This window comes from Shewanella sp. 2_MG-2023 (assembly GCF_030548905.1).
GTDB lineage: Bacteria > Pseudomonadota > Gammaproteobacteria > Enterobacterales > Shewanellaceae > Shewanella > Shewanella electrodiphila.
The window spans coordinates 316,705-331,293 of sequence record NZ_JAUOSO010000003.1 but is presented as its reverse complement, the minus strand read 5'-3'; the positions used below and the strand labels follow the sequence as shown (position 1 = coordinate 331,293).

At 38.2% G+C, this 14,589-nt stretch carries 13 protein-coding genes; 6 read left to right on the top strand and 7 right to left on the bottom strand.

Translation table 11 applies throughout. From position 1 onward, the window contains the following. The first annotated feature begins 106 nt into the window (after positions 1–106). Positions 107–1,885 carry an ATP-binding protein gene (locus Q4600_RS05320; protein WP_303513461.1) on the top strand — a complete coding sequence of 593 codons (1,779 nt, stop codon included), beginning with the start codon at positions 107–109 and terminating at the stop codon, positions 1,883–1,885. A gap of 27 nt (positions 1,886–1,912) precedes the next feature. Then, positions 1,913–2,485, top strand: a complete 573-nt coding sequence (locus tag Q4600_RS05315; protein WP_303513458.1) for a hypothetical protein — start codon at positions 1,913–1,915, stop codon at positions 2,483–2,485. A 108-nt stretch (positions 2,486–2,593) separates the two neighbouring features. Here Q4600_RS05315 and dndE read toward each other — a convergent pair whose 3' ends face one another. The 6 genes from dndE to Q4600_RS05285 form a co-directional block, all read right to left on the bottom strand. Beyond that, positions 2,594–2,941, bottom strand: coding sequence for a DNA sulfur modification protein DndE (dndE, locus tag Q4600_RS05310; RefSeq protein ID WP_303513455.1), 348 nt, complete (start codon positions 2,939–2,941; stop codon positions 2,594–2,596). After that, on the bottom strand, positions 2,941–4,971 hold the full coding sequence (gene dndD, locus Q4600_RS05305; protein WP_303513453.1) for a DNA sulfur modification protein DndD: 2,031 nt from the start codon (positions 4,969–4,971) through the stop codon (positions 2,941–2,943). Before dndD ends, dndE begins: the two co-directional genes overlap by 1 nt. Before the next feature lies 1 nt (position 4,972). Then, entirely contained in the window at positions 4,973–6,739 is a 1,767-nt protein-coding gene (locus Q4600_RS05300) for a DNA phosphorothioation system sulfurtransferase DndC (RefSeq protein ID WP_303513451.1), read from the bottom strand. Beyond that, on the bottom strand, positions 6,732–7,841 hold the full coding sequence (dndB, locus tag Q4600_RS05295; RefSeq protein WP_303513448.1) for a DNA sulfur modification protein DndB: 1,110 nt from the start codon (positions 7,839–7,841) through the stop codon (positions 6,732–6,734). Before dndB ends, Q4600_RS05300 begins: the two co-directional genes overlap by 8 nt. Positions 7,842–8,016: 175 nt before the next feature. Further along, positions 8,017–10,047, bottom strand: a complete 2,031-nt coding sequence (locus Q4600_RS05290; protein ID WP_303513445.1) for a DNA phosphorothioation-associated putative methyltransferase — start codon at positions 10,045–10,047, stop codon at positions 8,017–8,019. A gap of 220 nt (positions 10,048–10,267) precedes the next feature. Further along, a complete protein-coding gene (locus tag Q4600_RS05285) occupies positions 10,268–10,846 on the bottom strand; it encodes a hypothetical protein (protein WP_303513442.1) in 579 nt (192 codons plus the stop codon). A 172-nt stretch (positions 10,847–11,018) separates the two neighbouring features. Between Q4600_RS05285 and Q4600_RS05280 the strand changes: the two genes are divergently transcribed. The 3 genes from Q4600_RS05280 to Q4600_RS05270 all read left to right on the top strand — a co-directional run bounded on the left by Q4600_RS05280 (position 11,019) and on the right by Q4600_RS05270 (position 12,816). Further along, complete coding sequence (locus Q4600_RS05280) at positions 11,019–11,669, top strand: HEPN domain-containing protein (RefSeq protein ID WP_303513440.1); 651 nt, start codon at positions 11,019–11,021, stop codon at positions 11,667–11,669. Between the two features lie 146 nt (positions 11,670–11,815). Then, positions 11,816–12,082 (top strand): hypothetical protein, encoded by a 267-nt coding sequence (locus Q4600_RS05275; protein ID WP_303513437.1) that lies wholly within the window; start codon positions 11,816–11,818, stop codon positions 12,080–12,082. Between the two features lie 209 nt (positions 12,083–12,291). After that, on the top strand, positions 12,292–12,816 hold the full coding sequence (locus Q4600_RS05270; protein ID WP_102528949.1) for a DUF3087 domain-containing protein: 525 nt from the start codon (positions 12,292–12,294) through the stop codon (positions 12,814–12,816). A 122-nt stretch (positions 12,817–12,938) separates the two neighbouring features. On the opposite strand, the gene Q4600_RS05265 is transcribed toward Q4600_RS05270, so the two are convergent. Next, positions 12,939–13,361, bottom strand: coding sequence for an organic hydroperoxide resistance protein (locus tag Q4600_RS05265; RefSeq protein WP_229369469.1), 423 nt, complete (start codon positions 13,359–13,361; stop codon positions 12,939–12,941). Between the two features lie 489 nt (positions 13,362–13,850). Between Q4600_RS05265 and Q4600_RS05260 the strand changes: the two genes are divergently transcribed. Continuing rightward, a complete protein-coding gene (locus Q4600_RS05260; RefSeq protein ID WP_303513425.1) occupies positions 13,851–14,504 on the top strand; it encodes a hypothetical protein in 654 nt (217 codons plus the stop codon). The last annotated feature ends 85 nt before the right edge of the window (positions 14,505–14,589 follow it).

Here is a 14,589-nt window from a genome sequence, read left to right as displayed (position 1 = left end):
ACACAAAGGATCAATATTGATGAAGATTGCTGGTTTAAATAACAGCAGCGTCAATATTGATATTAGTTGTGAGTAAGGTAGCAACTCATTGAACAGGAAGATATAAATGTCTCACAGCATCATTCCCGCTTCTCTTGCAATTAAATCAATGCGCGATAATGGTTATAAGTCAGCCGCACATGCAATTGCAGAGCTCATTGATAATAGCATTCAAGCCAAAGCTAAAACGGTACAGCTTATTTGTATTGATGGTTATACCGTTAATACAAAACGTAAGCTTCAGCAATTAGAAGAAATTGCCATTTTGGATGATGGTATTGGCATGAGTCCTAAAGTTTTACAAGAATCATTACAGTTTGGTGGCTCTAGTCATCGTGATGATCCTAATGGTATTGGTAAATTTGGCATGGGGCTTCCTAACGCATCTATTTCTCAATGTAGAAGAGTTGATGTATGGAGTTGGAAAAATGGAAAGTCTTACAAAACATATTTAGATGTGGATTTGATAGAGTCTGGTGATATAGAGTCAGTGCCGACACCTGTAGAAGAGCCTATTCCTACAAAATGGTTAGAAGCAAGTAAAGATAGACTTTCAGAATCAGGGACTTTAATTGTTTGGTCAAAGCTAGACAGAGTCACGTGGAAAACAAGTAAATCTATATACACGCATTCAGAATTATTAGTAGGTAGAATGTATAGACATTTTATTAATGAAGGAAAATGCCAAATACTATTCAAGTCTTACATTCAACAAATATCATTAGCCATCACGATTGAAGAAGTGTTCAAAGTAAATGATCCACTGTACTTACTAAAGGATACATCACTTAAGAAGCTACCTTCACCTTACGAAAGTACATCCTTTTTTAAGATGTTTGAAAAACCTCAGGAAATAGAAGTAGAGTTAGGTAATGGCAAAAAATCTATTGTTACAATTACATATTCTTATGTAAATAAAGAGTGCCACAGCAGTATTCGTTCATTACCGGGTATTAAGACTGAAGTGGGTGGTACAGACTGGGGGAAGCATTGTGCTAATAATACAGGGATATCAATTGTACGGTCAAAGCGTGAATTAGAGCTGGCTAATGTATTGACTAATGGGAAACCTCAAGAACGGTGGTGGGGAGTAGAAGTTGCTTTTGAGCCAGCATTAGACGAATTTTTTGGTGTGACGAATAATAAGCAAGCTGCCGTTAACTTTGAAGATATAGATCTTAAAAAAGAAGCTCATTTAAATGGTTATGAAGATAACGAAGTAGAGTTTATAAAAGTGTTCAAGCAGGAGGACCCATATCGCTGGTATATGTATGAAATTGTTTCTCAGATAAAAAGAAATATTAAATACTTACGAAAAGAAACTCCTAATGATAAGCGTTTAGTAGGTTGTGTTAATGCACAAACTAAAACTTCATATGCTGAGCAAGTATCTGATTCTGTTATTGCTTCTAGAGTTGCTGAAGGTTATAAAACTAAGCTAGAAGAAGTTGGAGAAAAATCGAGCAAAGTTGATCAAATCTCTGAACTAGCAAAAGAGTTTGAGTTTACTATAAATATCCCAAAGCCGGAAGCTAACAAAAAGGCAACAGAGACGATTGAAAATAACCAAAAATTAAAGTTTTTGGAAGCTAAGTTAGATAGTCGTGCTTTTTTCGATGTTGCAGTTAAAGCTGGAGTAACCTTAGTTACGATTAACGAAGATCATGAGTTTTATCAGTTTTATATAAAGCTTCCTGACGAACACCGTGAACTACTAAAGTTGTTATTATCTTCTTGGGCGCGCTGTGAGGGTGAATCAATGGATCGAGTACGCAGAGATATGAAAGATATCCGTGCTAATTGGGGGAGAATGTTGTCAGATTTTTTTTACGATTTAAAAACTTAAAAATACAAGCGAAAAGGTAGTTTGTAAATGAATGATTCTGTAATGTTGAGTTTAGAAGATAGGTTTTCAGGTATTAAACGTTGGAAGTCTGGTAAAAAAGTTGCACTACATAAACCCTTATTGATTTTATATGTACTTAATCAGTATAAATATAATCATCGTAGACTATTTAACTTTGAATATGATATTTGTGAGCAACTTGGTTCATTACTTCAGTTATTTGGTTCGGGAAATAAAATTCAGAACCCTCATTACCCCTTCTGGCGATTAAAAAATGATAGCTTGTGGGAAGTAAAGCTTCAGGGCAGTATTAAGCTTACTTCTAGCGGTGACGCTTCTAAAAAACAGCTTTGTGAAACAAAGGCCGAAGGTGGATTTATAGAGCCAATTTATAACAAGTTAATTAACAATAAGTCAGCCATAGATATATTATCTCAGCTAATTGTAAAAGTTTATTTCCCTAAAGCTTTACAACCCGCTTTGACCGAATTCTTCGAAATTAAAGTGATTTCAGTAGCTAAAGGTTTGCATGAAGAAACTACTATTACTCAATATGATTGTAATTTAATAGACGAGCTTATATCAGAGTTTGAGTTTTAATTTAGTATTTGCTTAGTTGAGTTACTTTATCTACCATTTATATATTCGGGTGAAAAGCATTAAGAGCAGCAATAATTTATTGCTGCTCTTATTTGATAATAATTGTATTTAGAGAACTGTACTAATGTCGAGCAACTTTTTATAGTTTCTTAGGGAAGCTATCCCATCTTCAACATGAGCTGCCCAGGCTTGTTGATATGCCTTTGAATTCAGCTCTGGATAGCACATTTTTAGCATCAATTCAGTTACTTCATTAGTCTCACCTAACCAAGTAAATTTATCTAACACCAATGCGCCATCAAGTTTGGCTTCTTGGCCACGATACCTGAAGTCTGACTCGATTGAGCGAAAAAAAGCGATACGCGCAGATACGTTTGGTGTAATGCCGGTATATTGCTTTAATTTTTTTAACTGCTCTTCAGTAGAGCGAGTTAAGTTCATGCGATTTGGTAGCATTAGTTAGCTCCTACGACTGTATCTTTATGCGCTTTACTATTCATAGAATGTTGTTCCCAGAAGTAACCTTCTTTTAAGCTTGATGACTTAGTTGTGCCATCAAACTGAATTTCGAATGCATGGGAAATATCACCTTTAAGGTAATTGCTTCCAAAATATGCCTCATCAATTTCGGTGTCCGTAGATAAAATTATCACCTGATGACTAGCTTCTGGGAAGTAGTGTTCGATCAGTTTATCTCTATGCTTTGAGTCGAGTCGGCCAAGTGGCGTATCGATAATGATTGGCAGTTTTTTACCTGATGTTTTCCCCAATGCTTCAAGAATTGAGATTGCATAGATTTGCTTTTCACCCGCAGATAAGCCTTTTCGGTTGACGACTTGTTTATTTTCATCGATTAACTCGACATCGAAGGTATTGGTATTGATTCTGGCCGACATCTGTAAATCTTCTTTACGAGCAAGCTTTTGGTAACTTTTGATGAACTCTGCTTCAAGCTGTTTGACTCTAACTGCAGTCAACTGTTCACTAAAGTCAGCTAATAAGGCATGGGTATTTTGTGCGTTAGTAACAGAAGCTTCAGCTGTGGTAGCTACTTTATGTTTGTCATGCAGTTTTTGAACCTTGCGGGCAAAGTCTATAGCCTCACGGTATTTCTTTTTAGCCGCTTCAGTTGTATCACGGTGTTCAACAATCGCAGTAGTACGTTGGCTGTTTAGCGCTTTTAGGACGTCGAGTTGTTCTTCAAGTTGGTCTTGGTCTGGTGCACGGGCGATATTAATAGAGATAGAATCAAGCTGCTCTTCAACTATGGTCAAGCGTTTGCGTGCTTCATCGAAGCGTTTATATGAAGAAGGCGCTTGGTTGTTAATCTGTGCTTTGATTTGATCGTATTCTCTATCGGCTAAATCAAGCTGGATATCAGTCTTAATTTGTTGCGACTCTCGTTCGTTTAAACACTCTTTGATTGTTTCTAATGCCACAAAGGAATTAGATAGCGAGAATGATAACTTCTGCTCTAATTCGGTTAAAAAGCCTTTTAGCTCAGAGTTAAAACTATCAGCTTGTTTTGCTTTTTTTTCGACTTCCAACTGATTGAGCAGTGCTTGCATAGCATTTGGGGCTAAAGCGAAGGGGAGGTGGCCTTCGATCTCTGCTCGTAGTGTCTTTTCGAGCTCTTTACGTTCAGCGTCGAGTTCAAGTTGTTTGGTTTTTTCTTGCTCGCGACTTTGGGCCCAAGCCCCACCTCGTGATGACAGGTCTAATTCAGTTTTTTCAATATCTTTAGCTATTAACTCAATCTTTGCGCGGCACAAAGCTGCTTTGTTGGTTAGGTCAACAGCAGCACGTTCAGCGGCTACTCTTTCTGATTCTAGCTTTTCAATTTGCATTTTGATGTTGTCAGGCATTGCGGCAGCATCATGGCGTTTGAGGTAGATAGCTAAATCGCTACGAAGACGCTCGGCTACATCAATACCTAGTAAACGTCTCACTGCTGTTTGTAGTACTTCACCCGATTCATCTTCTGCTAAATCAGCAATTTTTTCGCCATCAAAAAAGAATAAATCAGAGATGCCTGGCGGAATAAGTTCATTTAAAAAGCTTTGGCATTGCTCGTAGCTCATGCTGCTTAGTTCGCTGTTGTCTTGCTCTAAGACCAACTTATCTTTTTGTCCGCGTTTCCAGCCTCTAGTGACCAGGTATTCGCTTTCAATACCATTTTGGCTATGAGTAAAGATGAGTTGAATTGAAGCTTTATCAGCAGTAATACCTACACCATTATGAATAAGTGCATCTAGCTGCTCTTGATACTGAGCTGAATTCATACCACGGCCAAATGCAGCTCGCCCGTATAAAGCAACACGCACTGCAGATAGTATTGAGGTTTTACCAGCACCATTTAAACCGCCAAATAATATGATGGGTGATGCGCTTGCCTGATGTTGTCGTGTGACTCTAGGCGCTAAATCAATTTCATGAACACCGCGGAAAACACGATAGTTATTAACCACAAGGCTTTTAATAATCATTTTACAATTCCACCTTGGCTTGTTTTTCTAGTTCAAGTAATTCTTGCTCGTATTTATCTATTTGATCTTTATGAATATCAAAATCTGACTTACTTTGCAGCTGGGCGTGTCGCTGTTTAATTTCTTCGAGTGTTCCCCAGTCTTGCCTTAAGAGTGTCGCTATTTTATCAAAGACACCGGTACGCCTACTGAGGCCTTCTAAAGAAAGTTCTAGGTCGAGGAGTTTTTGTACCATTTCAGGCTCTACGTTATATTGCTCACCTAAGTCCAAGAGAATTTGTGCTTCAATTTCACCAAAACTTGAGTTGTCGTTAATAACCCAATTAAGGTCGACACCAAAAACTTCGCGATAAATCTTTGGCAGTGAGTCAGCCCAATCTGGTTCATTAGGGTCATTTAGCCACTCTTGGCGGATTGCATGTAATTCAGGCTCAGTAACTAAAGTGACTGAATAACCCTCTTTATTGAATTCTCTTTGTTGCACTAATAGCTCTGTTAGCCATTCTTTACGAAATTTAAGCCAGTATGGTCCAGGAACATGAGCTCGTTCCTCTGATAGCTCTTGACCGTCTTTTACTCGCTGGTAATTGACTTTTCCTACTCGTCGTTTGTAGTTGCGGTAGATATCTTTATTAGCAGGAACGTTCGTTTCAGCTAGTTTGTTACGGAATGTCAGCAATGGTTGCATCCACTCTTCACCATTTTGAATTAGGCTTTCCATAGCACGGTCTTTGGTGACTACAGTACATGTCCAGCAACCGAAACGTGAATTTCCACACGATGGGGTGCTATCGTCGATAACCATAGGGCATTCACCTTGATCAGATGAATCTTTATATAAGTTCCATAAAGTAAGGTTTTTACCTCCCCATGGGTTTTCCCACTCTAAGTCATATTCATCAGACCATTTTTTACCAATCCCCATAGGGGATATGGTGACTTCTAAACTACAGGCTCTAATTAGCTTCCACACATCGTCCATACTCCATGTATCAATAGGAGTATAAATAAATGCATTGGCTAATGTGGTGTGGCGGGCAAGTCGGGTGTTCTCGATTTTGTGCTTAGCAATAACCTGAGCACGGGAGGCACTTTCTTGACTACGTGAGCCTAAAATAACGATGACTTCATCGTGCTGTGAGACTTTATCTTTAATAAAGTCACTTACAGGATCAATTTTCATACGCTCGGTACACCAGCGAAAACTTTGCGTAGGTGCAGGGTAACCTTTACCTAATAAGCAAGACCAAAATGTCTGATGTGGCTTTGGTAAGACTTTATGCGTGGTTAGTGGCAGGCCATCGCGTTTGGCATTTTTTCCAATACTATCAAGTGATTTATTTACATGGTCTACTACCAGTGGCGTTTCAACTAGCGTGTCCGAAGCAACAACATATACAGGTTTAGTTCGCTTGGATTCTTCTAACGATAACAGGGCCAAATAAATAAGCGTCACAACAGCTGATGAGTCTTTGCCACCACTGTAGCCAATAACCCATGGTCGATTGTCTGATGTATAAACATTTTGAACATCATCGATAAAATGCTTTAACAACATGCCTTCATTGTTTTTTTGTTCACGTTGTAATTCACGGCACAAGTTAATACTGACTTGATGTTTTAATGAGTCATCAAGGCTGCTGTACTTTTCAAGTTCAGCTGGAAGTGTATTGCTATTTTTGTATCGCTTGAAGCCTGCAAAAAATTCGTTTTGAATATACTCTAATTGCTCTTCGTCTAGCGCATCAGCTTGGAATAAATCAGCCATTTGATGCCTCATTATGTGGAATGTGTTGGTTTTCTAAGGCGCGTTCATCTGGTGTCAAAGGTAATGATAAACATTGCTTCAGTGCATTCGTTGTTAGTGTAATGTTGGTAGATGCTTTACTTAGCTTTCCATGTAGCATGCTACGGTTAGCCCATACAGGGTTTGCTTTACGCCAATCGACATTTTTTAATAGTTTAATTGTTTCTTTCCAGTGATTTGGTTGCGCGGTAATTAATGCACTGCCCAAGGAGCCTAAAGCATGCAGGCCAACACCATGAGCATGGACATAATCTAATCTAAATTGAGATGGGGCTAATTCTTTATTAATTACCATTTGCCATTCAGGTGTAGCAGCGAAAACTGCTTGCCAATAATCAGAAGCTAGTTGTTTTTCTTCTTCGCTAAAGCTGTCTTTTGGACCTTTACTTAGCAGTGCTCGGTTGGCTTGTTTTAAACTACTTAAGGTAAATAGTTTGCCACTTTTTGAACTGATACTGGACTTTTCCATTTCAGTAAAGCCTTCAAATGGCTTAATGCTTTGAGCTAAATATCTAGCAAGTTCAGCACTTTCGTCACGGCTGTCATATAGGGCTGCTAATGATGGGCTAGGTTTGACGGCATATTTATTAAGGTCGGCAAACATCTGTTGGCTTCGCTTTAATCCTTCATCTACAAAAAATAGAACTGGGATATTATCGTGCGCTATTTCAGGTTGCTCTTTGATAGCGGCTTCGATTGCTGCGCGACGGTGCTGACCATCATTAATGAGAATTTGCGCATCCATTGGCACTTTTAAAGTGCCAAGGTTAGGTGTTTTTAAATGATCGTTTTCTTCGAAATGGACAGATGAAGCTACTGATACCGTTAAAGCTGAAAAAACATAATCTTTAGGGTTTTCTACTAGGTAGCGGACCATTTCTGGAATGCGAGATTTGTTTAGTGTGCGCTGAGCTCTTAATTCAGGAGGTACTTCTTCCTCATCAAATACGAAGATTTTAGGAATGGTACTTAAGGGGCAAGTGGCAATATAAAAAGGTTTTCCGGCCTGAATGCCTCTAACTGCAGGAAAAGAAAAGCAATAACCGTCTTGTGAATTATCCATGAACCGCCCCTAACGTTATTAATAGTATTAATTGTAGCTCTTTAACGTGAAAATATCACGTTAAAATTGTAATTGACGTTAAGTTTGTTGTGGATAGGAGGTTATTCTAGAGGATTATTAGGACTATTGCACGGTTGAAAGGCAAATTTAGAGCTTAAGATTAATAGAGTAGTCGTTAAAGCTGATAGAATCTAAAGCCTCTTATTTCAAGTTCTTTAATTTTTAAAGCTGTAGTGATAAAACTCAAGTTAGTTGGCCTTGAATGGGCTTCAAATAGATCTTCTTTTTGGAGGCGTTTATCAAAACTCAGCTGCTTTTTGTAGTTAACATCCGTCAGTTCTAAAAGCAGATGTTTGTTGATTAACGGCGGTCTTTTGTCTTCCTCTATATAGTCAAAAAAATCCACATCGAGCTGCCACATTTTCACTTTTATACGTTCGCGTAGGGTGGGTAGGGGGCTGGTGTCAAAGTTGTCATATCCCATAAAACTAACCTTGCCTGAAGTGATATGGATTTTAACTAGGTCAATCTCATCAAGCTCACCATAGAGTTGTACCGCAGCCCCAACATAAACCCGCAACAGTGCAGGCAACAAAGGGATGAATTTTTTGTGCAGCTCTAGTGAGTGCCCTTGGTTTAGCTTACTGGCAGGGAGTGAGTTATGTGCTGCAATACAGGCTTGCTCTATATCTTCGGTATTTGCGATGCGGTATAACAATATTTTTGATTCGCTTTGGGCCACTCTGTTGGTATCAAAAAATACTTTTATGTCTCGCTTTAGTTCTTCGGGTAACTGCTTATAGCTCTTGTGCTGCTCGAATTGACTCAAGGCTAAATACACTAATAGATCTTCTTTGCGTGCGGCTATGGCAGCTTCAAACTCTGTTTGCGCTTCACATCCTTGTACTTGCAGTATGAGTTTCAGTGCTTTTTTGGGATTGCCTAAATACTCACAGAGTTGCTCAGTTTGGTTAAACTCGTCTTTTGCGGGTAAGCGACCAAGGGCTAAACATGTGTCCCAAAATTGATTAAGTAACTCATGGTGTTTACTGAACACGAGTCTGGCTTGCTCATCGCTAGTAGGTTTTGGTGCTGTTAGTTGTTTCCAAGAGTGATGACGTTTAAAGCGACTCGACAGAAAACGTTGTTCTTCTATTTTGTCTTTGAAGACATAATAAATACCAGGAGCGATAGCTATAGCATTTTCGTCTAAGGTTCGTTCGATGTAGCCTTTAAGCTCTGCTTGCGCAAAGTACTTTTGAAAGGTGTTTATTGAAGTGATAATGCCATCTTTATAAGGTGTAAATTGGCTGATAAATTTGTCATTGGCTAACATTGCAGAAACGACAAGTAATTTTGTTGTAAGCTCCCAAGCGCCGAGTAGCGCTTCATCTCGTTCTATTTTGTCTTCAATCACGTTAATGACAAAGCCGATGTTAACTAAGTCTGATTTAACTTTATCTGCTTCGGGGCGAAAGTTTGGGTCCCAACCTAACGCTGCGAGGCCGTGAGCCTCTAACTCGATTAAGTCATCGCCTCTACCACAGCCGTAATCGAAGATAGTGTATTCGCCATTGAGGCAACCTTGCTTGGCGAGTTGTTTCATAGGGGCTGAAAGGTCGTGGCGCACTATTGCTGTTTTGTGGCGGTCAATTTTTGTTGCGGTTGTATTACTTTGTTTTATGACTGCAGAGTTGCGAAATAATCGACCATCGACAAGTTCATATCCATGTTGAGCAATAATCCGCTCCCATGATTGTTTAAACCCAATCATCCGAGTATTTGCGTACAATCCTGCATTTTCTCCTTCTTGAGTGATATGAACGAAATTCTCATAAGCTTCATGTCTAGTTGGAAGCATGGTTTCTTTACGATGGAGAATTGGGGGGTTATCACTTTCTTCATACTTTGTGATTCTATGGGATAACTTTACTAAATCGATGGTGAGACTTTGAGTTAAAGCTGGATAAGCTTCAGTGAAAAAGGTTGGGTAGGACAGTAAGGATAATTTGAATTCATTTTTGTTGAGTTTGACTAAATCCCAATGGTCTTGTTCGATGTTAAGTGCATTACCCACAGCATATATAAAGTTGGATAGTTCAGAGGGGAGCTCAGATAGGGCATCTTTATGGATGTAATGAGCATCAGGCAGTTTTTTACCAATTGGCATTGTAGATACAAGTTGCTTAAATAGCGTGGCATCCATTTAGAGGTCCTATCTCAATATATTCATGATTCGTTTTATTGATTCTGTTTTAAACTGTTCACTTGGTAGAAATAACGATTTCCACGTTTTATAGATTTTAATCTATTGGCTACTCTGAGATGGATCAACTCGCAACTCGTTACCTTGAGAAGCTTCATGGTTTCTTGACTGTTGGTGTATTCGATCTTTTCAGCAGCTGAGTCGATAATTATCTTATCCATTAGTAACTCACTTCATCAATAAGCTGTATCACTTTATCATCTCGCCCCTTAAAAGAAGGGGAGCGGTGCTTGGTTACATCGTGTGTTTTCATCAGCTGTAAAAACTGATTCATCTCAGGGCCATAACTAATATGGATAGGGGTGTTTTTACCATAGTAATACATTCTATCGAACTTGAGGTTTTGGCTTATCCATTTGGCTACAACTTGCATATCAACTGATTTATCTTGAATAAAGAAGTCACAGGCAGCGCCTAAACGATTGCATATTACTTTTTGATTACGATTTACTTCATGTGAACAATGCTGGTCAAGTGATGGGGCAATATGTGGATTCTTATTCTTCGCAATAAGCCTTGCTAATTGTGGTGAGCAAAACCCGTAAGTTAATTCCAATGGGCCGAATTGCTCATATAACGGATCGAGTATCTTAGTTGCAAGTTCGCTTAATGCTTTCCATGTATCAGCCTGTTTAGGTAAATTATCGATCTGATTATTCGCTAAGGTTTCACCACTCAGAATTAAATGCTCAAAACTGAAGTGTTTACTAGCTTTTGTTTTTAGGTGAATTTCTGACAATTTTATTACCTTGTTGTGATACTAATTAAACCTTAACGCTAAATACTAACCATGAAAAGTTAGATATTGACTTGAATCTAATTCTTACCCCAAAAATAGTGTTATGTTATTTATGGTTATTAGATGATTCGGTGATGGCACTGAGTCTATTTACCTTAAATAAGGCGGCGAAATGGATTTTGATTCCTTGAAAAAGAAGCAACGTGAAATTAGGCATGGTTTCCCTGAAGGTTTGGCATTACGAGTTCATCGCTCATTGAGTTGGCTGGCAAAATCTGAACAGTGTCAGGATGACAAAGATAGTCAGTTTATTTTTTTATGGATAGCCTTTAATGCCGCTTATGCTCAAGACACTGAAGTGTTAAGGCATACAGAATCAGAAGCGTTTTCCAAGTTTATGTCAAAGCTTGTCGAGCTAGATAAAGGAAATCACCTTTACTCACTTGTTTGGTCTGAATTTTCTTCTTGTATTAGGGTGCTGTTAGACAACCAATATGTGTTTCAACCTTTTTGGGATTTTCAAAACGGAAAACTTACAGAAGAAGAGTGGGTATTACGTTTTTCAAATGCTAAAGCCAGTGCAAACGTTGCACTTTCAACTAAAAGAACTGACCAGCTTAATACAATCATCCTGCAGCGTTTATATACTCTCAGAAACCAATTAATCCATGGTGGCGCAACTTGGAACAGTTCTGCTAATCGCGATCAAATACGAGATGGTGTCGCTTTTCTTTCAAAGCTCGTGCCTATTATTATCAACATAATGATGGATAGCTCGGATCAACTTTGGGGCGATGCAAATTACCCAGTTGTTAACGTTTAAGTTGATTTATTTACCCATCTAGATGTAGTTTGTTTATTCACCGAATATATAATGTCACTTTGATTTAGAAAAGGAATTTTAACATGACAGCACCACAACTATACAAGCTCTCGAAGACTCCGAACGGCAGGGAACTATGGACTTATATGGCTGCGATTCTTAAAGTCACCAACATGGATGAAGGTCAGGTATATCCACTGAATAAGTTTCTTGGAAATTTCAAAACGCACCTAGATAATGATCGTATCTCTCGTGTTGAAGGGGGTTATCAGCTTTCGTCAAAAGGAAAAGATTATTTTAAAGATCGTTACAGCCCTAATAGTCGCCAACATGTTGAGGTATCAGAGGTTGAGATAATGATTAAAGGCTTAACAACAGGTGTCGGTTTCGGTGATTGGGAACCTCTACTTTAATTAATCTTCATTTGTGCAAGTTTGGCAGAAGGATTCTTATATTGAGAAATGACTCTGCCTAAACTTTTGGTTCGTCATGTTGTATTGCTCGTAAACCCCAAAGTGTCAACTTATCTCAGGGCGAAACATACCTTTCAATTCGTAAAAACAACACGCTGTTTGGCTCTATAGGTGTAAAATAGAAACACTATCCTTAAGTAAGGTACTTCATGCAATTTATTCCAATCGATAAGCCGCAATACCGTAAGCGTCTTAATGTGTTGCTCATTTCATTAGTTGCTTCTCTAACGATACTTTCATTAGCTTTCGGCTCAATATTGATTCAATTTTTTGGCAGTGATGAGTTAGTCAGAGGTGAACCAACAGGGCATTTTCACCTTAATCTTATCGGTGTGTTACTTGCTGTTGTAAGCTGCAGTTTAGTGATGAATGCGATTAAAACTAAGCCTTACATGAAAGAGATTTATTGGGTATGGCAAGTTAAGCAATTACAGAATCGCATCTATAGAAAATTGAAGAAAGTGCTCGCTGCGGCAAAAGAAAACGATGTTGATGCGATTACAATTTTACTTTACTACTATCACAGTCAAAAGAAGGTGTATGAGCTAGATAATAACACTTTGACCATGGTAACTGTTGATAGTGATATTAGAAGAATTGAGGCACAAATTGCTGATTTAAACTTAACTATCACCCTTGATGATTTCTCCACTGATTTACTCGAAGAACTTTAATTGATGAGCTTTAATCAGTCTAAAGTAGAGTAGGAACAATATATTATTGGTTCAAATAAAACAGCCTATCAATTGCTTGATAGGCTGTTTTTATAATGCTTTAAAAATGTGATATTTAGCTGTTACAGAACAATAAGCTCAACACGGATATTGCCACGTGTCGCATTTGAATAAGGGCAAACTTGATGTGCTTTTTCTACAAGAGCTTCAGCGTCGGCTTTAGACATACCAGGTAGGGTGATTTTTAATTCCACGTCAATAGCAAAGCCTACGCCAGCTGTATTAGCCCCAATACCTACTGTGGCTTCAACTGAAAGGTCTGAGCTCAATATTTTCTTTTCTTGGCCGGCAACAAATTTCATCGCGCCAATGAAACAAGCTGAATAACCTGCTGCAAATAGTTGTTCTGGATTTGTTCCTTCACCACCTGCGCCCCCTAGCTCTTTAGGGGTACTAAGATTAACTGATAGCTTATTATCAGATGATACTGATTTTCCGTCTCTTCCGCCTGTAGTTGTTGCTGTTGCTGCGTATATGATATCCATTGAAAACTCCTAATCGATTTAATTCTATATTGATAATGAGTGACTCAATTGGATACCCACTATCCATTGACTCAATGATAAATACGATACGCCAAAATTAAATTGCGCGCAACTTAACTTGTGATGAATTATTGAATAGAAAATTTTTGTATTTAAAAACAATATTCTACTGGCTGTGGCTATTGCTATACTTGCGGCTTGTAGTTGGGAAAAGCAGATGATCTAAAAGAAAAGCTAATCCGTACAATATTTATCTAATTAATCCGGTCTTATTTAATGATGAGTCAATTTTAACTGCAACTTTTATATCTTTCACTGGTCATATAATAAGCGCAGTTCAATAAAGTTAGAAGTAACACATATCAGTTACTAAACCAGTAAAGTCATTCTTTTCTTTATAGTTTTACGTATATATTTGCTGATTATTTGTGCGCTAAAGTTGTACATGTTAGGATTGTTACAAAGTTTAACAGGTGGAGTGAGTAGAAAATGAATACCAATTTAACAAAAGAAGAATTAGCTTGTTTTAGCGAATTATTTGCTAAGAAGCCTTCTGCTGTTAAAGCTTCTGATGATACTCATTCTGACACCGTTGCTGTAACAACTGAAATCCCTTCAACATTAGCGAGGTTGCTTGGTAAAACTCAATTAACCCTATTGGCTGAAATTAGTCATTACAGACTCTGGTTTCCATTAAGTATTGCAATGGATGAATTGGGACAGTTTGCGCCTACACTTGGCATTCCTGAAGTTGTTGATACACGCGGAGCTGATCGCAGTTGGAGAATGAAAGAACTTGATAATGTCAGAATCATTGATTTTGATACCAACCTTGCTATTGAAGTGTTATCGCTTTCTAGTACGGGCTTAACTCTTTATGCTCCAAACATTTCGGATGATGTTGAATCACGTCGTGCTAAGTTGATTTTAACCAAAGACATCAGTTTTGAAATCGAATATCAAATTGTACGATCTGAAAATGGCGTTATTGCAGCTACTATCGTGGTGAGTGATGAATCAAGAGAAACCCTAAGACAGTTTCTATTCTCTATGCATAAATCAAAATATTCATACCTTTACGAACATCAAGCTAACCCATCTAAAGATGAAGAAGATAACATCTTAAAAATAAACCCTTATTAGGTGATTCTAACCTTTGTGTTGGTTAATAATAAGCGTCGTTATACACCTAATCTAGGATGTTATAGTCACTAAGTTAATTGTTTAA

Bases quoted from the DNA above. Each gene is read 5' to 3' on its own strand.
- Q4600_RS05320 (WP_303513461.1), top strand. From the start codon at position 107: ATGTCTCACAGCATCATTCCCGCTTCTCTTGCAATTAAATCAATGCGC.
- Q4600_RS05315 (WP_303513458.1), top strand. From the start codon at position 1,913: ATGAATGATTCTGTAATGTTGAGTTTAGAAGATAGGTTTTCAGGTATT.
- dndE (WP_303513455.1), bottom strand. From the start codon at position 2,941: ATGCTACCAAATCGCATGAACTTAACTCGCTCTACTGAAGAGCAGTTA.
- dndD (WP_303513453.1), bottom strand. From the start codon at position 4,971: ATGATTATTAAAAGCCTTGTGGTTAATAACTATCGTGTTTTCCGCGGT.
- Q4600_RS05300 (WP_303513451.1), bottom strand. From the start codon at position 6,739: ATGGCTGATTTATTCCAAGCTGATGCGCTAGACGAAGAGCAATTAGAG.
- dndB (WP_303513448.1), bottom strand. From the start codon at position 7,841: ATGGATAATTCACAAGACGGTTATTGCTTTTCTTTTCCTGCAGTTAGA.
- Q4600_RS05290 (WP_303513445.1), bottom strand. From the start codon at position 10,047: ATGGATGCCACGCTATTTAAGCAACTTGTATCTACAATGCCAATTGGT.
- Q4600_RS05280 (WP_303513440.1), top strand. From the start codon at position 11,019: ATGGATTTTGATTCCTTGAAAAAGAAGCAACGTGAAATTAGGCATGGT.
- Q4600_RS05275 (WP_303513437.1), top strand. From the start codon at position 11,816: ATGGCTGCGATTCTTAAAGTCACCAACATGGATGAAGGTCAGGTATAT.
- Q4600_RS05270 (WP_102528949.1), top strand. From the start codon at position 12,292: ATGCAATTTATTCCAATCGATAAGCCGCAATACCGTAAGCGTCTTAAT.
- Q4600_RS05265 (WP_229369469.1), bottom strand. From the start codon at position 13,361: ATGGATATCATATACGCAGCAACAGCAACAACTACAGGCGGAAGAGAC.
- Q4600_RS05260 (WP_303513425.1), top strand. From the start codon at position 13,851: ATGAATACCAATTTAACAAAAGAAGAATTAGCTTGTTTTAGCGAATTA.